Below are 18,444 nucleotides of genomic sequence, written 5' to 3'. Positions count from 1 at the left end.
GCCAGGTTAAGAATGGGAAAACGCCGCTATGGTAATAAAATTGTAAATTTATGGAAAACGAAACGGCACGATACGTTAAGTAATTGAGAAAATTGTAGTCGTAACGGCAAGAAATGCTCCACATTTAAGAAAATAATGATTACCATTCCCATTTATAACAAGAGCGTAACGATGATTACGCTTAGCGAAGCATTGTGAAGCAGCAAAAATATCGGTTCATCAAAGGGAGTCGTCATGCATTTACGTCATCTGTTTTCATCGCGCCTGCGTGGTTCATTACTGTTAGGTTCATTGCTTGTTGCTTCATCATTCAGTACGCAGGCCGCAGAAGAAATGCTGCGTAAAGCGGTAGGTAAAGGTGCCTACGAAATGGCTTATAGCCAGCAAGAAAACGCGCTGTGGCTCGCCACTTCGCAAAGCCGCAAACTGGATAAAGGCGGCGTGGTTTATCGTCTTGATCCGGTCACTCTGGAAGTGACGCAGGCGATCCATAACGATCTCAAGCCGTTTGGTGCCACCATCAATAACACGACTCAGACGTTGTGGTTTGGTAACACAGTAAACAGCGCGGTCACGGCGATAGATGCCAAAACGGGCGAAGTGAAAGGCCGTCTGGTGCTGGATGATCGTAAGCGCACGGAAGAGGTGCGCCCGCTGCAACCGCGTGAGCTGGTAGCTGATGATGCCACGAACACCGTTTACATCAGTGGTATTGGTAAAGAGAGCGTGATTTGGGTCGTTGATGGCGAGAATATCAAACTGAAAACCGCCATCCAGAACACCGGTAAAATGAGTACCGGTCTGGCGCTGGATAGCAAAGGCAAACGTCTTTACACCACTAACGCTGACGGCGAATTGATTACCATCGACACCGCCGACAATAAAATCCTCAGCCGTAAAAAGCTGCTGGATGACGGCAAAGAGCACTTCTTTATCAACATTAGCCTTGATACCGCCAGGCAGCGTGCATTTATCACCGATTCTAAAGCCGCAGAAGTGTTAGTGGTCGATACCCGTAATGGCAATATTCTGGCGAAGGTTGCGGCACCGGAATCACTGGCTGTGCTGTTTAACCCGGCGCGTAATGAAGCCTACGTAACGCATCGTCAGGCAGGTAAAGTCAGTGTGATTGACGCGAAAAGCTATAAAGTGGTGAAAACGTTCGATACGCCGACTTATCCGAACAGCCTGGCGCTGTCTGCCGATGGTAAAACGCTGTATGTCAGTGTGAAACAAAAATCCACTAAACAGCAGGAAGCAACCCAGCCGGACGATGTGATTCGTATTGCGCTGTAATAGATATGGCGAGGGTGAAAACGGAGAGACTTGCCTGACTTTTATCACGCCGCATCCGGCACCTTCGTCAGTAATTTGAATTTGCCCGGCACGTAGCCGGGCAATTTTGCAATTAACTCGCCGTTTCAGGTTTAAACACAATTTCCTGTTTTTCTTCATCTTCCTCGACGACTGGCGCAGTGCTGTGAATTTCAGCAACGCGTTTGCGCACACCAAACCAGCCTATAACCAGCAGAATACCGATAATCGGCAGCGCCGCGATAGTATAAGTCCCGTTCGGGTAATCGAACGCCATCAGCACAAGGACACTCAGTAAAAACAGTAATGTCAGCCAGGAAGTGAAGGGTGCGCCAGGCAGTTTAAAACTGACATCTGCTGCTTTGCCTTCTTTAATCGCTTTACGCAGGCGCATCTGGCACACGATGATAAACGCCCATGAAGCGATGATTCCCAGCGACGCGAAGTTCAACACAATCTCAAATACGCGCGACGGCACCAGATAGTTGAGGAATACGCCGACGACATACACAACCAGTGTCGCCAGAATCCCGGCATACGGCACATGCTGACGACTCATTTTCGCCATAAAACTCGGTGCGGAACCGCCCATCGCCATCGAGCGCAGAATACGTCCGGTGCAGTACAGACCTGAGTTCAGGCTGGAGAGGGCAGCGGTCAGCACCACAATGTTCATAATGCTGCCGATGTACGGCACACCCAGTTTAGAGAAAAACGTCACGAACGGACTTTGCCCCGCCTGATACGCGCTCCACGGCAATAACATAACCAGCAACACCACGGAGCCGACGTAAAACAGGCCAATACGCCAAATCACACTGTTAATCGCTTTAGGCACCATGGTCTGCGGATCTTTACATTCTCCGGCAGCTGTACCCACCATTTCAATGGAGGCAAAAGCAAACACTACGCCCTGAATCAACACCAGCGCAGGTAGCAAACCGTGGGGGAAGAAGCCGCCGTTATCGGTAATTAAATGAAAGCCAGTGGTGTTGCCATCCAGCGGCTGACCACTACCGAGGAACACTGTACCCACGACCAAAAAGGTCACAATGGCGAGCACTTTAATAAGCGCAAACCAGAACTCCATCTCGGCAAACCATTTCACACCAATCATATTCATGGTGCCAACGATGGTCAGCGCAGCGAGCGCAAAGACCCACTGCGGTACACCACCAAATGCGCCCCAGTAATGCATATACAGTGCAACGGCGGTAATATCGACAATCCCCGTCATCGCCCAGTTGATGAAGTACATCCAGCCTGCAACGTAAGCGGCTTTCTCTCCTAAAAACTCACGGGCATAAGAGACAAAACTGCCACTGGAAGGGCGGTGTAACACCAGCTCACCCAATGCACGCAGAATAAAAAATGAAAACAGGCCGCAGATCAAATAGACCAGTGCCAGTGCTGGCCCCGCCATTTGCAGTCGGGCTCCCGCGCCTAAAAACAAACCCGTACCAATCGCGCCGCCAATGGCGATCATCTGCACCTGGCGATTGCCCATCGCTTTGTGATACCCCTCTTCGTGGGCATTAAGCCAGCGGCGTTTCGCGGCGTGTTGATCTGAAGTGTCGGTGTCGTGTTTACTCATTGCTCTCCCTGATTGCTTTAATGAAAAAGTCATATAAGTTGCCATGAACAATGTTTATTCATCCTGGCGATGACAAGATTCACCATTATTCTTTATGGGTATAACTGTCGGCGCAGAATCCTACCTTTTATCGTGTAACGATGCAAAATAATCCCGCTATAAATATGTGGGGATAAAGGCGGCCGGCAACAAAATAGCAACCTGATGAAATTTTGACGGAAACAACCACTATTGGTTTGATGATGCCCGACGGCAGTCCTACTCTTGCGCCACTCGTTCGTCGCTCTGAACGCCAGTGGTTGCAGTGGACACTGGCGTGGTTGGCTCATTGAATAGTGAGGTGCTAGCACATGACGGGTTTCAGGGGTAATACGCCAAATACCAATACAATTGCTGATTAAATGAGCCAATTGCTGACGTTAAAGAAAAGGCTAAAAAATGTAAGAGGCATGTAGGATGATAAACGCGCTATTGCCCAACAGGAGCTTCTGGAATTAGTCCTGTTCCATGGTCATTACAACTCTTAAAACATTACTTCATTATAATTAATGTGTATATCATTCCCGATATTAATTTATGAAGTGAATTTGATATATTCCGAATTCTTAATTTACATTACTAATGTATGGGGCATAACGTTAAGATTGCTATGTGCAGATTAAGATATCAGGGTGGGGCGGTAGCGTTTACAGACATTAATCAATTGATGAGAATTATGTTAGCTGCGTAATCATTTGCATCGGTTATTGATATTGAAGATAGATTAATAAAAATGCTGAGAATTAATGTTAAGAAATCATAACGGGAAACGTTGATAACTTGCTTTGATTTTATTTTCTATGAAGATGATGTCATCAATACTGTATAAAGTGGGAATATTGAACATCAAAGGGCGTTTGTGTTTTATCTGAAAGATATTATTTCCAGGGGAAAGGATATGTCATTAAGGAGAATGACATCTGGTGAATTAACATTGGCCAGATCGATTTTTGAGAATACAATTGATTATAGCAAGGTATGGATCCACAATGAAAAATATTTGCCTGGTCAAGGGGAAAGAACAGCGATGACCCCAAACGGGGAAATGTATTATCCTGATGCTGTTTATAGTTCAGATTATTCATCGCAAGCAATGCCTGGTGATCGTGAAACAGTAGCAGGTGCTTCTCACTTGTTTATTCATGAAATGATGCATGTTTGGCAATATCAGAAAGGGTATGCAGTTAAGTTGCGTGGTTTATTTTCTTGGGCGGCAAATTATCATTACGATCTTAATTTACAGTCAATTTCTTCTTATTCCATGGAACAACAAGCATCTATAGTTGCTGATTATTGGCTATTAATTAACTATGGACTGGTGGCTGATTTGGCAAATGTTAACTATGTAGGTGATACAACTGAATCAGTGAACACTCTATCGGAAAAATACAAAAAGGTGCTTAATTTATTTCCTGCGGGTGTCATATGAAGAGATTCTTTTTGTTTTTCTTTTTGTCGGGATGCACTGTTGGTGATTATGTTCGCCCATTGTTACCCGGTAGTGTATATTTGCAAGACGGACAGATTTGTTCAAAACCAGACGATGGGAATATTATTTCAAATTATGTTTTATATGAAGGTAAATATGGCAATGCAATAAAGTTGAAAAGAGTGACAGGTCAGTTCGAACCCGTATGTATTGATATAAGTGAGCTATCTTCAGATGTTATGTATATAGGGAAATATATGCTCTCTTCCGGAAGTAAAAAAGAATACTATGGTTTTAGCATAATTAGAACCGGAGAACGTATTTTAAGACTTGATGATAATCATATCAAATAACAAATTAAATAATTTTATTAGTTTTATTAATGTACTTTAGGTGAATGTTTCCACCAGGTTAACATGACGGTGCATTCTTCAAGGCATATATGGTTGATAGTATCTTCAGTAGCACGCATAAGTATTGAGATGTTTTATGCCAGCTACGAATATATTGCATATTTTATTCTCTGTAAGATTTCTTATTAGCACTTATCCATTTCTAGTTAAAAGGATTAATTATGAGTTTTGCAGCTACAGATTATCCATCCGGCGCACTAACTGGATCGGGTACACATAACGTGACTTTGAGCGGCAGCGCAGTTCCTGATGGAATGTTACTGTTTGCAAGCTTAGGGGGTACAGAAACAGTAGGGGAACTATTTACTTATTCTATTAAATTAAAAACTCCTGACATCCTGAACCTGGGCTATGTTTCCCCCGCAGCCAACCTGCAGCTCAAACCGATGGTGGGCAAAGATCTGTGCGTCAATATCGAATTGGATGGCGGCGGAAAACGTTATATCAGCGGGCTGGTGACGGCGGCACGCGTGGCTGGTCATCAAGGACGTTCGGTGGTGTATGAACTGCGGCTCGAACCGTGGTTAAAAATACTGACCCACACTAGTGACTACAAAGCGTTTCAGAATAAAAACGTGGTGGAGATCCTGGATGAGGTACTGGATGAGTACCCCTGGCCAGTGGAAAAACGACTGGTGGAAAATTATCCGACTCGCACCTGGCAGGTGCAGTACGGTGAAACAGATTTCGATTTTGTTCAGCGCCTGATGCAGGAGTGGGGTATCTACTGGTGGTTTGAGCACAGCGAGAACAGTCACACGTTAGTGCTGGCTGATGCCATTAATGTCCACAAGGCATGCGCAGATTCGCCGCTGGTGTGTTATTACCAGAAAGGGCTGAAACTGGACAAGGAGTTTATCCATACCATCACAGCAAATGAAAGTCTGCGCAGTGGACAGTGGGTGCTGAATGATTTCGACTTTATGAAGCCGCGTTCACTGCTGAAGAGCACCGTGGCTAATCCGCGTGAAACCGGCCTTGCTGAATATGAGCACTACGAATGGCCGGGAGATTACTTCACAAAGAGTGAAGGTGAAATGCTGACACGCATTCGCATGGAAGAACAGCGTAGCCCAGGTAGTCGGGTACAGGGCAGCGGCAATATTCGTACCCTGATGACAGGTTTTACCTTCATCCTGGAAAACTATCCGACAGCCGAAGTGAACCGGGAATATCTGCTGGTACAGACCACGCTATTTATACAGGACAATGCGCAACACAGCGGCCAGGAGCAGCATTTCTCTTACTCAACCAGCTTTGAACTGCATCCCACCAGCGAAGTTTACCGCCCACAACGAACCCTGAGCAAACCCCACACTAAAGGCCCGCAGAGCGCCATCGTCACCGGCCCGGCAGGGCAGGAAATCTGGACAGATAAATATGGCCGGGTGAAAGTTCAGTTTGGCTGGGATCGTTACGGTAAGAATGACGAAAATAGTTCCTGCTGGGTCCGTGTCAGTTATCCGTGGGCGGGTAAAGGATTCGGTGGCATTCAGATCCCGCGCATTGGTCAGGAAGTACTGGTGGATTTCAAAAACGGTGATCCGGATTTACCGATAATTGTTGGGCGTACCTACAACCAGGACACCATGCCACCGTGGGGACTACCGGGCGCAGCGACGCAAAGCGGATTTTACAGTCACACTATCGGCGGCGGCCCAACCAATGCCAACGCACTACGTTTTGAGGATAAACCTGGCGGTGAAGAGGTCTGGCTACATGCCGAAAAAGATCAGCGGATTGAAGTAAATAATAATGAAAGCCACTGGGTGGGCAATAATCGCCTTAAAGTCATTGATAAAACAGAAACAGCGATAATTGGTGAGGAACGTTCTCTTACAGTTCAGATGGATGATACCTCCCTTGCCGGACAAAATAAAACGATTCAGGCCGTACAGAATTTACGCCTTGCTGCGGGAGATTCCATGATTCTTAGTTGTGGGAACACTATCCTGCAAATGACCAGTGACGGAATATTTAATATAACCTGTAAGAATTTTAATATTACTGCAACAGAAAATGGAAAGATAAATACACAATCAGGTCAGCTTGATTTAAATATGAATAACAGGGTGGCAGATATACTTCCGCCTGGAACATCGGAAAAAACAGCCCTTCAATTGGCGATAGACGTCGCCTTTATGACTAAAAAATAAACAAAAAACATCATTAAATAATTTATTAATTTAAAAGGACTCATATCATTATGACGGAGTATTATCTCAATGAAACTGTTGTGACTTTTTCCGGGAATATTATTCAGGACAGTACTATTAATATGCTGCGCCTCAGCGATCCCGACGCTGCACTCATTATCAGCCGGGGCCAGATGCAGGAAGGAGACGAATTAGCCTCCCAGATTGAACAGCAAATGAAAAAACTGGAGAAACAGGTAAAGGATCTTCACTACACGCCCGTTCAGGTAACACGGGTGGGGATTAATGACGGTGAAGAAGGACTGGAAATACAGAGCCAGTTTCTCCGGGGTAACGAGCAGGTGTACCAGTGTCAGGTGGCATTTGTATTGCCGGGTGAGCGGGTCATGATGGCCTTCACCTACGCCCGAACCACACCGCTGACCCCGGCAGATATGACGCGCTGGGCTGAAATTAAAAAGAATCTGCGCTTCAGGATGCGGCAGGAAGCCGGGACGAATTAATCACACAGGGAACGGGACATGGAAGAGGCATTCTGGGCGGCAAGGCAGGGTGATGCCCTGCTGCATACGTCGTTTATGGCAGATGTGCTGGGGGCAGTTGTAGAGGTTGCCGCCACAGCCCTGGTGGATGTTCTGGTTGTCGGAACCATGGCGGCGCTGGGCGGAGTTGAAGTGGCAACGCTGGGCTGCTCAACCATTTTAGCGATCGGTATAGCAACAGCGGTATTTATGTCGTATCAGGGCTGGAATGACCGAATCAGTAGGGAAAGTGAGCAACTGGCGAACTGGCTTTTCCCGCCTCAGATTGAAGGTTACATCCTCACCGGCTCTGGCGACACATGGATCAACAGCAAACCTGCCGCGCGGGCCGCGGCGACTGCGGCATCGCGGCAGGACATTGAGGCGCAGGAGGCGCAGGCGAAGGCGGAACAGGAAGAAGCGCAGCGTCAGGAGGATGCCAGAACGTTCCTGGATGTGGCCGGGGAATATCTGGAAATGGCGGGGGCCATAGCCCTGGCGGTTAACCCGGTGACAGGGCCTGTGCTGATGTCCCGGGCGCTGCACGACCAGCTCAGTACGGAAGAAGGGCGTTCTGAAATGGTGGATGGCGTGACACATTTTGTGTCGGAACTATGGCAGCCCACCGTGGCCAGTGCGGCCCCGGGCTCCACCCCGACCCCTGACGATAAAATCGACTGCCATAAACATCCCTCCTCACTGACGCAGTTTCTCGCACAAAAAAAAACCGCCTTTCTGGATGACCCCCTGGGAACGGCCCTTAACCTGCTGAGTCCGGGCGGTATGCTGGAAACCGCCTTTCAGGGAGTGAATGCGGTTATTGGCAGCATCAGTAATCTGTTCAAAGGCGATGATGAACCGCCCGCAGCGGAATATATCGCGGAAGGCGCGCGGGATGTGCGTATCAACAGCCAGCCGGCGGCGCGCAGCGGGGCACGCTGTACCTGCGAGGCCAGGGTGGTGAATGAGCCGGGGAACGGGGCGTTTGTGTCACCGGATGTCCGCATTGGCGGTCCGTTACTGGTGGTCAGGGATATCAGAAGCGGCAGGTCGCAGATAACCCTGGTGGCAACCGTGGCGCTGATGTTTCTTCGCCCGGGCAAAATGCTTTCTAAAATCGCCTGTTTTGCTGCCAGTGTCGGGATGGGGGTGATGACGCAGAAGGCCATCAGTGCCCTTCCGCATCCGGTCAATGCCGCCACCGGAGCCAAATATCTGGCCGATGACGATGATTTTGACTTCAGTCTGCCGGGCCACTTTCCGCTGGACTGGCAGCGCGTGTACAGCAGTCGTGACGACCGCACGGAAGGGATGTTCGGTCAGGGCTGGAGTGTGATGTATGAAGTCAGCCTCGAGCGCACGCCGGGTACTGCTGACGAAAACTGCATGACCTTTGTGTCGGGCATGGGACGACGCCTGGATATGGAGGCCGTGCTGCCGGGGAGCGGGTTTTACAGCCCCGGCGAAGGACTGGCAGTACGGCGGGGTGAGCAGGGGCACTGGCTTATCAGCAGCGATGACGGGCAGTTTTTTCTGTTTGAAGCCGACCCGCATCACCCGCAGCGCCAGCGGCTGAAAATGCTGGGCGACCGCAACAGCAACTGTCTGAATCTGTACTACGACGAGCTGGGGCGCATCACGCAAATCAGCGGTGAACAGCAGCGTCCGTGCATCCGTCTGCATTATGAACTGGCGGCGCATCCCCGGCGGGTGACACAGATTTATCAGCATTTCCCTGAGACGGCTCCTTTACTGCTGCGTCGTTACCGCTATGACGAGGCCGGCCACCTGAACGGCGTGTACGACAGCACGGGGCACCTGCTGCGCGAGTTTGCTTACGACGAAAACCACTGCATGACCCTGCACCGCCAGCCGGGCGGCGAAGGGTATTATTACCAGTGGGGCTGGTATGAAGGCCCGGATGACGCAGCGTGGCGGGTGACGGGGCACCACACGGACAGCGGTGAACAGTACCGGCTGGCGTGGAGCCTCGCGGCACGCAGGCTGTGCGTGACGGACGGGCTGGGGCGCACGCGTTATCATCAGTGGGACGCGCAGAACCAGGTGACGGCGTACCAGGACGAAGCCGGGCAGGTGACGACGTTCCGCTGGAGCGACGAAGAACGGCTGTTACTGGGAATGACCGATGCGCAGGGCGGCAAATGGCGCTATGTGTATGACCGGCAGGGGCATATCACGGAGACGCACGACCCGCTGGGGCGGGTGGCACAGACACAGTGGCACCCGGTGTGGCACCAGCCGGAAACGGAGGTGGACGCGGCGGGGAACAGCTGGTGCTGTGAGTACGATGAACGCGGCAATCTTCTTGCGGTGACCGACCCGCTGCAGCAGAACACCCGGTATCAGTATGACCGCCACGGCCAGGTGGTGCAGATAACCGATGCCCGTGGGGGGAATAAATACCTTCAGTGGAACGAAGACGGACAGCTCATGCGGCACACGGACTGTTCCGGCTCGCAGACGGCCTGGTTCTACGACGAACGCACGCGGCTGATACGGATGACAGACGCGCAGAGCCACAGCACGCGCTACGGGTATGACGACAGCGGCCACCTGACGGAGGTGATACTGGCGGACGGCCGCACGGTGAATTACCAGTCGGACGCGGCGGGCAGGCTGGTGAAGTACACCAGCCCGATGGGGAGGATAACGCGCTGGCAGCGGGACGGACAGGGCCGGGTGCGCAGCCGGACGGACGCGACGGGGCGCAGGACGGCGTTCGGGTACGATGCTTACGGGCGTCTGGTCACGCTGACAAACGAGAACGGAGAAAGCTACCGGTTCCGCCATGATGTGCTGAACCGTCTGGCGGAGCAGATAAATCCGGACGGCTGCCGCCAGACGTACCGCTACAACGCGCTGAACGCGGTCACGGAAGTGGTGTTCACCGGGGACCGGGGCGGTGAAATCCGCCACCGGCTGGCACGTGATGCGGCGGGCCGGCTCACGGCAAAGGAGACAGCCGATAGCCGTACGGAATACGTCCATGATGCGGCAGACCAGCTACTGGAAATCCGCCGCCGACGGTCGGATGCCGGGGAAACAGACGCACCGGAGATTATCCGCTTCAGTTACGACAGACTGGGGCGGATGCTGACTGAGGAGACGGCGCAGGGCGTCCTGACCCATCAGTACGATGAACTCAGCAACCGGACTGCCACCACCTTTCCGGATGGCAGAACGCAGCGTCATCTGTACTACGGCAGCGGCCATCTCCAGCAGATAAATCTGGACCGGGAGGTCATCAGCGAGTTCACACGTGACGCCCTGCACCGGGAAGTGCTCAGAAGTCAGGGGCGACTGAGCACGCGGCAGCTTTATGACCCCGCCGGGCGGCTGAAGCGCAGGGAGACATACAGCGGGATGCGCGGGGTGGTACCGGAGACGTTCACGGACCGGCAGTACAGCTACAGCGGCGAGGATGAACTGCTGAAGACGCGGCACAGCCGGCGGGGGGAAACGGATTACTTCTACGACCCCACGGGGCGCATCACGGCGTGCCGCTCGGAGGATGAGGGGTATCTGGCGAGCTGGCAGTACGACGCGGCGGGAAACCTGCTGGCGCGGCGCGCGGGGGAAAGGGCCACGGCAGAAAACAGCGTGGTGCCGTTCAACCGGCTGATGTCTTACCGTGGTGTGCACTACCGTTACGACGAATTTGGCCGTGCGGTGGAAAAGGGGGGCCGGAGCGGAACGCAGAGTTACCGTTATGATGCGGAACACCGGATGGTGGAAGTGACGACAGCGCGGGGGACATACCGGTATGTGTACGATGCGCTGGGGAGGCGGACGGAAAAACAGCACATCAGCCCTGACGGTAAACCGTACAACCGGACGACATTTTTATGGGACGGAATGCGGCTGGCGCAGGAGAGCAGGCCGGAGGGAATAAGCAGCCTGTATATCTACAGCGACCCGGGGAGTTATGAACCGCTGGCGCGGGTGGATAAGGCGGGCAAAGAGGGCCCGAACCGGATACTGTATTTTCACACGGATGTGAACGGTGCGCCGGAAGAGATGACGGGCAGCGACGGGAAAATCGTGTGGGAGACGGGGTATCAGGTCTGGGGTAACACGATACAGGAGAAGGACCACGGCGGGGTGGAGCAGAACCTGCGCTACCAGGGACAGTACCTCGACAGGGAAACGGGGCTGCATTACAATCTGCACAGGTACTATGATCCGGATGTCGGGCGGTTCATAGTTACGGATCCGATAGGGCTGAGAGGCGGGTTAAACTTATACCGATATGCGCCGAATCCGCTGTCATGGATCGATCCGCTGGGGTTATTTGGTTGTGGTCCAAAAGCGCAACAACACATTCTTCATGGTGATGGTCCTGGTAGTGGTGGTCATATGTGGCCTGGTCAGCCAGGTAAAACGACTTTTCCTCAATCATGGGATGCGAAAAAGATTATTTCCGAAGTTGATGATATTGTGAATTCACCATCGACTAAATGGTACGCCCAGCAAGGAACTGGAGGCGCATTAACGAAAGCAGGAAAAGCTGCTAATTGGGTGGCATGGGAAGTCAGAGATGGAGTACAGATTCGAGTAGTTTTCCAACCAGCCAAGGGAAGAATAGTTACTGCATTTCCTGATAGTGGACCGATTCCACCTTTACCGGGCGCAAAATGATGACTACTGCTACTGGTATCGAGTTAAAAGAATTTGGTGAAAATTTTCATGACAGACTTTCTGAAGATGAACTGAATTATGCGTTGAGTTACATCGATTTTGGGGAAGAACCATTAGCTTTTGAAATATTATGTGATTATATCTGCGAAAATGACCTTGTTATAACAAAGAGTGAATATGAGCATCTATGTACTTTTAATAATATCTTCAATAATTTGTTAGAACATGATGTTGTTATTTATTTAAAAAGATTAGTTAAATAGTAATAACGCCGGGTAAGAAATTAAACCTTCCCGGCTCTTTTATTATTTAACTCTCGTTCAGCACACTAAACATCCCGTCACGCATTCCCTTAACCGCCTGTTTAACCTGATAAAGTTCCCTGCGCAGTTCCTGTACTTCGTTGTTATCCGCAAGCAGGATCAGGCAGCCTTCCGAGATCTTCACAGTAACGCCTGTGCCGATCTCAAATCCCGCTTCTCTCAGCCATTTGGCGCTGATTTTGATCACCGGCGTGTCGCTGCGGTTGGGCAGATGCTGCGCTGGCAGCACGACGGCAGAGCCAGACGTACCGTTACAACGCGCTGAACTCGGTCACGAAAGTGGTGTTCACCGGGGACCGGGGCGGTGAAATCCGCCACCGGCTGGCACGTGATGCGGCGGGCCGGCTCACGGCAAAGGAGACAGCCGATAGCCGTACGGAATACGTCCATGATGCGGCAGACCAGCTACTGGAAATCCGCCGCCGACGGTCGGATGCCGGGGAAACGGATGCACCGGAGATTATCCGTTTCAGTTACGACAGACTGGGGCGGATGCTGACCGAGGAGACGGCGCAGGGCGTCCTGACCCATCAGTACGATGAACTCAGCAACCGGACTGCCACCACCTTTCCGGATGGCAGAACGCAGCGTCATCTGTACTACGGCAGCGGCCATCTCCAGCAGATAAATCTGGACCGGGAGGTCATCAGCGAGTTCACACGTGACGCCCTGCACCGGGAAGTGCTCAGAAGTCAGGGGCGACTGAGCACGCGGCAGCTTTATGACCCCGCCGGGCGGCTGAAGCGCAGGGAGACATACAGCGGGATGCGCGGGGTGGTACCGGAGACGTTCACGGACCGGCAGTACAGCTACAGCGGCGAGGATGAACTGCTGAAGACGCGGCACAGCCGGCGGGGGGAAACGGATTACTTCTACGACCCCACGGGGCGCATCACGGCGTGCCGCTCGGAGGATGAGGGGTATCTGGCGAGCTGGCAGTACGACGCGGCGGGAAACCTGCTGGCGCGGCGCGCGGGGGAAAGGGCCACGGCAGAAAACAGCGTGGTGCCGTTCAACCGGCTGATGTCTTACCGTGGTGTGCACTACCGTTATGACGAATTTGGCCGTGCGGTGGAAAAGGGGGGCCGGAGCGGAACGCAGAGTTACCGTTATGATGCGGAACACCGGATGGTGGAAGTGACGACAGCGCGGGGGACATACCGGTATGTGTACGATGCGCTGGGGAGGCGGACGGAAAAACAGCACATCAGCCCTGACGGTAAACCGTACAACCGGACGACATTTTTATGGGACGGAATGCGGCTGGCGCAGGAGAGCAGGCCGGAGGGAATAAGCAGCCTGTATATCTACAGCGACCCGGGGAGTTATGAACCGCTGGCGCGGGTGGATAAGGCGGGCAAAGAGGGCCCGAACCGGATACTGTATTTTCACACGGATGTGAACGGTGCGCCGGAAGAGATGACGGGCAGTGACGGGAAAATCGTGTGGGAGACGGGGTATCAGGTCTGGGGTAACACGATACAGGAGAAGGACCACGGCGGGGTGGAGCAGAACCTGCGCTACCAGGGACAGTACCTCGACAGGGAAACGGGGCTGCATTACAATCTGCACAGGTACTATGATCCGGATGTCGGGCGGTTCATGGTAACGGACCCGATAGGGCTGGCGGGCGGGCTGAACCTGTATGCTTATGCGCCTAATCCGCTGGGGTGGATTGACCCATTAGGGCTGTCAAAACGTTGTGATTTCTTAGGAAGAACCCCAGGGAAGAATAGCCGAACAGGCCGTGAGGTTATTGCTCGGATGAGAAATGATGGAAAAATTAGAGGGACAGGTTCCCGGATGGAGTTTAAAGATTCTGAAGGTGTCTGGCATCCATTAAGTGAAGCAGATATGTCTCATAAGACAGATGCCGTTACATGGTGGAATAATACTGGTAGATTTTTGGGGCCGAAGTCTAAACCTGTCAGGGATTGGATGCTGGATTCAAAAAATTATTATTTGGATCATTATTCTCTTAACCGTTCTGCTGGGGCTAAACTTGGTCAAGTATACTTACCACCAGTGACACCTCCAATTGTACCGCCAATCATAAAATAGAGAAATCGGTTGTTATATATTAGCTAGTTAGAACTATGTGAATTTTCATTTTATACATATGGAGTAGCTTGCAATGAGTAGTACCAGACCAGTGCTTGAAGAAAGCATAGTAAAGCAAATCGAAGATGGTAACGTTCTTGAAGATCAAGGAGATGCCTATGGTGCTTTAAAACTTTATCTTTCTTTGTGGGATAGTTTACCTGAGCCGAAATATTCTTTTGGTGATGGAGTTTCTGCATGGTTGATTCGTTGCATTTATGGTGTGTATTTTGACCTTAAAAAATATAATGAGGCAAAATACTGGGCAGTTGAAATTTTTAAGTGTGAAATTCCACTATATTCCACATCTGAACTGATTAACTTAGGGGGTGTTTGTCTAGAATTAGGTGAAAACGATGAGGCTTACGAATGTTTCCTGAAAGCTTATGAAAAAGGGAAACATAGAGCATTTAAAGGATATACTCCAAAGTATTGGGAGTTTTTTAAATCGAAGCACCAATAATATATCGGGTAAGGAATTATATCTTCCCTGTTTATGAAATCATAACAGTAAGTCATGGCGCTATGACGTTACAGTCTTGATAATTTATATACGAAGTTGATGGTACGATCGTTCAGATAGGTAGATTGCGCATCCTGACCCGATAGGGCTGGAGGGGGGATTAAACCTCTATAGTTATGTTCCAAACCCGTTATCATGGATAGATCCTCTTGGATTATCACCAGTAAGTCCTAAAACAATTCTATTCTCACAAGATAGTATAAATGGTGTTTTTGAAGACGGAAGAAATGTTAATGGACTTATTCACAGACTTATAAATGACCCGTCATATATAAATCACGTTGAACCTATTAGAAAAGTTAGAATGCGGGATTTACCTGTAAATGTTCAAGAGAGATTGTTATCACAAGGTGCTCATAAAGATTCAGTCTTTACTTTAGATAACAGACTACTTTATGCTGCCAAAGCAGCCGGTGTATCGAAGATTCCTTCGAGATGGGCTACTCCAGAGGAATTGTCAAAAATTAATTTAGATCGAAGATTTTCAACTCAAAATGGCGGCAGAACAGTGAGGACAAGAGGTTGTGGCTAATATGATTGTAAAAGCACTAGAAACAAAATATGGTCAAATATATGGTCGAGATGCGTTGATTTTAACTGGGACAGAGTTAAATCTGTATCCATTTAACTTTACCATCAAAGCTTCCTTATCGTTGTCTGCCTGCAAACCTGCTATTAAAGATGCTTATGATATTAGTCTCGAGTTTTTTATTAGCAAAATTGAAAAGTTATCTATATACAAAGTTGATGATTATCCTTTTGAACAATATACTAAATCAAGTTTCGATTTAGTAGAGGATATCCAAAGAGATGGAGTTCAGCACATAATTATCAGTACTTATGACCATGTGTTCGATATTATAGGGAAATATGAAATTAAATATTGTTAAATAATAAAAGGGGGCGAAATCAGCCTCGCCCCTTTTATTTATTTCTCGTTTATCACACTAAACATCCCGTTCCGCATCCCCTTAACCGCCTGTTTAACCTGATAAAGTTTCCTGCGCAGTTCCTGTACTTCGTTGTTATCCGCAAGCAGGATCAGGCAGCCTTCCGAGATCTTCACGGTAACGCCTGTGCCGATCTCAAATCCCGCTTCTCTCAGCCATTTGGCGCTGATTTTGATCACCGGCGTGTCGCTGCGGTTGGGCAGATGCTGCGCTGGCAGCACGACGGCAGAGCCAGACGTACCGTTACAACGCGCTGAACGCGGTCACGGAAGTGGTGTTCACCGGGGACCGGGGCGGTGAAATCCGCCACCGGCTGGCACGTGATGCGGCGGGCCGGCTCACGGCAAAGGAGACAGCCGATAGCCGTACGGAATACGTCCATGATGCGGCAGACCAGCTACTGGAAATCCGCCGCCGACGGTCGGATGCCGGGGAAACGGATGCGCCGGAAGTTATCCGCTTCAGCTACGACAGACTGGGGCGGATGCTGAGCGAGGAGACGGCGCAGGGAATCCTGACCCACCAGTACGATGAACTGGGCAACCGGACTGCCACCACCTTTCCGGACGGCAGAACGCAGCGTCATCTGTACTACGGCAGCGGCCATCTCCAGCAGATAAATCTGGACCGGGAGGTCATCAGCGAGTTCACACGTGACGCCCTGCACCGGGAAGTGCTCAGAAGTCAGGGGCGACTGAGCACGCGGCAGCTTTATGACCCCGCCGGGCGGCTGAAGCGCAGGGAGACATACAGCGGGATGCGCGGGGTGGTACCGGAGACGTTCACGGACCGGCAGTACAGCTACAGCGGCGAGGATGAACTGCTGAAGACGCGGCACAGCCGGCGGGGGGAAACGGATTACTTCTACGACCCCACGGGGCGCATCACGGCGTGCCGCTCGGAGGATGAGGGGTATCTGGCGAGCTGGGAGTACGACGCGGCGGGAAACCTGCTGGCGCGGCGCGCGGGGGAAAGGGCCACGGCAGAAAACAGCGTGGTGCCGTTCAACCGGCTGATGTCTTACCGTGGTGTGCACTACCGTTACGACGAATTTGGCCGTGCGGTGGAAAAGGAGGGCCGGAGCGGAACGCAGAGTTACCGTTATGATGCGGAACACCGGATGGTGGAAGTGACGACAGCGCGGGGGACATACCGGTATGTGTACGATGCGCTTGGGAGGCGGACGGAAAAACAGCACATCAGTCCTGACGGTAAACCGTACAACCGGACGGCATTTTTATGGGACGGAATGCGGCTGGCGCAGGAGAGCAGGCCGGAGGGAATAAGCAGCCTGTATATCTACAGCGACCCGGGGAGTTATGAACCGCTGGCGCGGGTGGATAAGGCGGGCAAAGAGGGCCCGAACCGGATACTGTATTTTCACACGGATGTGAACGGCGCGCCGGAAGAGATGACGGACAGTGACGGGAAAATCGTGTGGGAGACGGGGTATCAGGTCTGGGGTAACACGAGACAGGAGAAGGACCACGGCAGGGTGGAGCAGAACCTGCGCTACCAGGGACAGTACCTCGACAGGGAAACGGGGCTGCACTACAATCTGCACAGGTACTATGATCCGGATGTCGGGCGGTTCATGGTAACGGACCCGATAGGGCTGGCTGGGGGGCTGAACTTATATGCTTATGCGCCTAATCCGCTAAGTTATATTGATCCTCTTGGTCTTTGTAAATTAAGGGGAAGCGATGGGCGCTACAGAAGTACACAGAATATTCAGGAAGAAATAGGTGGCCTACCCAATTTTGCAGGAAAAACGCCAGGGGAAATACGACAAACTTTGCGTAATCGAGGTTATTCGTCGGTACAAGCGCATAGCGGGGGAGAAGTCTGGACAAAAGCATTACCTGACGGAAATACTGTTGCAGTGAGGCTTGATCCTGCTAAGCAAAGAACTCGCCCCAAAGGTTTTGCAGATGAAGTACCTCATGCTCATATAGAATCATTACCTACATCAGGGGTTGTAAATGGGAATTATGGTGGCAAGAATAATCCAGTTGTTCCAATAGTAAAATATGATGCTTCAGGGAATATAGCTGTTACGTCGCCGGATGCACATATACCAATGCAACCAGGTCGAGGGCCTTACAGGTAATATATTATGAGTACCATTAGTCGGAATGAGCTTGTTTTTCGTTATGAAACACTTGAAGATAGTTTGATAGACACCTTATCAAATGAGCAACTACGCGCGTTAATTGATATATATGTTCTAGCATTGGATAATTATGAGCGAGATATTATGGATGCAATTTCACTCTATATTAATGAGTATGGCAATGATGACACAAAAAAATATATGATGGAGCTTATTGAGAAAAAGAATGATGCTTATTTAAAACAAGAATTGAATTATTTGATTAATTTGATTTGAACTCTATATATTTAATAACGTGCCGGGATGGTTT

14 protein-coding genes and 2 pseudogenes are annotated in these 18,444 nt (G+C 50.7%); 13 read left to right on the top strand and 3 right to left on the bottom strand.

Features of this window, described 5'->3' with window-relative positions; all coding sequences use genetic code 11:
* The first annotated feature begins 234 nt into the window (after positions 1 to 234).
* A complete protein-coding gene (locus tag ACK8NJ_RS12005) occupies positions 235 to 1,296 on the top strand; it encodes a YncE family protein (RefSeq protein WP_000550676.1) in 1,062 nt (353 codons plus the stop codon).
* A 112-nt stretch (positions 1,297 to 1,408) separates the two neighbouring features.
* Here ACK8NJ_RS12005 and ansP read toward each other — a convergent pair whose 3' ends face one another.
* Positions 1,409 to 2,908 (bottom strand): L-asparagine permease, encoded by a 1,500-nt coding sequence (gene ansP / locus ACK8NJ_RS12000; RefSeq protein WP_001300590.1) that lies wholly within the window; start codon positions 2,906 to 2,908, stop codon positions 1,409 to 1,411.
* 937 nt (positions 2,909 to 3,845) lie between these two features.
* Here ansP and ACK8NJ_RS11995 point away from each other — a divergent pair.
* The 6 genes from ACK8NJ_RS11995 (at position 3,846) to ACK8NJ_RS11970 (ending at position 12,388) form a co-directional block, all read left to right on the top strand.
* Positions 3,846 to 4,376: a hypothetical protein gene (locus ACK8NJ_RS11995; protein WP_000058705.1), complete on the top strand. Its 531-nt coding sequence runs from the start codon at positions 3,846 to 3,848 to the stop codon at positions 4,374 to 4,376.
* Positions 4,373 to 4,729 (top strand): hypothetical protein, encoded by a 357-nt coding sequence (locus tag ACK8NJ_RS11990; protein WP_000819258.1) that lies wholly within the window; start codon positions 4,373 to 4,375, stop codon positions 4,727 to 4,729. Before ACK8NJ_RS11995 ends, ACK8NJ_RS11990 begins: the two co-directional genes overlap by 4 nt.
* A gap of 221 nt (positions 4,730 to 4,950) precedes the next feature.
* A complete protein-coding gene (locus ACK8NJ_RS11985; protein ID WP_411962500.1) occupies positions 4,951 to 6,945 on the top strand; it encodes a type VI secretion system Vgr family protein in 1,995 nt (664 codons plus the stop codon).
* A gap of 50 nt (positions 6,946 to 6,995) precedes the next feature.
* A complete protein-coding gene (locus ACK8NJ_RS11980; RefSeq protein ID WP_000141612.1) occupies positions 6,996 to 7,448 on the top strand; it encodes a DcrB-related protein in 453 nt (150 codons plus the stop codon).
* A gap of 18 nt (positions 7,449 to 7,466) precedes the next feature.
* Positions 7,467 to 12,125, top strand: coding sequence for an RHS repeat-associated core domain-containing protein (locus ACK8NJ_RS11975; protein ID WP_411962499.1), 4,659 nt, complete (start codon positions 7,467 to 7,469; stop codon positions 12,123 to 12,125).
* Complete coding sequence (locus tag ACK8NJ_RS11970) at positions 12,122 to 12,388, top strand: MafI family immunity protein (protein ID WP_000989061.1); 267 nt, start codon at positions 12,122 to 12,124, stop codon at positions 12,386 to 12,388. Before ACK8NJ_RS11975 ends, ACK8NJ_RS11970 begins: the two co-directional genes overlap by 4 nt.
* A gap of 46 nt (positions 12,389 to 12,434) precedes the next feature.
* On the opposite strand, the gene ACK8NJ_RS11965 is transcribed toward ACK8NJ_RS11970, so the two are convergent.
* On the bottom strand, positions 12,435 to 12,677 hold the full coding sequence (locus tag ACK8NJ_RS11965) for a SymE family type I addiction module toxin (RefSeq protein WP_000936139.1): 243 nt from the start codon (positions 12,675 to 12,677) through the stop codon (positions 12,435 to 12,437).
* A gap of 11 nt (positions 12,678 to 12,688) precedes the next feature.
* Here ACK8NJ_RS11965 and ACK8NJ_RS11960 point away from each other — a divergent pair.
* The 4 genes and pseudogenes from ACK8NJ_RS11960 to ACK8NJ_RS11945 form a co-directional block, all read left to right on the top strand.
* Positions 12,689 to 14,509: pseudogene (locus tag ACK8NJ_RS11960) on the top strand (RHS repeat-associated core domain-containing protein); the annotation flags it as partial.
* 73 nt (positions 14,510 to 14,582) lie between these two features.
* On the top strand, positions 14,583 to 15,011 hold the full coding sequence (locus tag ACK8NJ_RS11955) for a hypothetical protein (protein WP_106906168.1): 429 nt from the start codon (positions 14,583 to 14,585) through the stop codon (positions 15,009 to 15,011).
* Between the two features lie 136 nt (positions 15,012 to 15,147).
* Positions 15,148 to 15,603: pseudogene (locus tag ACK8NJ_RS11950) on the top strand (hypothetical protein); the annotation flags it as partial.
* Between the two features lies 1 nt (position 15,604).
* Entirely contained in the window at positions 15,605 to 15,961 is a 357-nt protein-coding gene (locus ACK8NJ_RS11945; RefSeq protein WP_112834947.1) for a hypothetical protein, read from the top strand.
* A 38-nt stretch (positions 15,962 to 15,999) separates the two neighbouring features.
* On the opposite strand, the gene ACK8NJ_RS11940 is transcribed toward ACK8NJ_RS11945, so the two are convergent.
* Entirely contained in the window at positions 16,000 to 16,242 is a 243-nt protein-coding gene (locus ACK8NJ_RS11940) for a SymE family type I addiction module toxin (protein WP_198445216.1), read from the bottom strand.
* A 263-nt stretch (positions 16,243 to 16,505) separates the two neighbouring features.
* Between ACK8NJ_RS11940 and ACK8NJ_RS11935 the strand changes: the two genes are divergently transcribed.
* On the top strand, positions 16,506 to 18,131 hold the full coding sequence (locus ACK8NJ_RS11935) for an RHS repeat-associated core domain-containing protein (protein WP_411962532.1): 1,626 nt from the start codon (positions 16,506 to 16,508) through the stop codon (positions 18,129 to 18,131).
* 6 nt (positions 18,132 to 18,137) lie between these two features.
* Positions 18,138 to 18,410 (top strand): hypothetical protein, encoded by a 273-nt coding sequence (locus ACK8NJ_RS11930; RefSeq protein WP_000104378.1) that lies wholly within the window; start codon positions 18,138 to 18,140, stop codon positions 18,408 to 18,410.
* Positions 18,411 to 18,444 lie beyond the last annotated feature (34 nt).

The organism is Escherichia sp. F1 (assembly GCF_046764225.1).
Lineage (GTDB): Bacteria > Pseudomonadota > Gammaproteobacteria > Enterobacterales > Enterobacteriaceae > Escherichia > Escherichia coli.
This window is presented reverse-complemented; position numbering and strand designations above follow the sequence as displayed.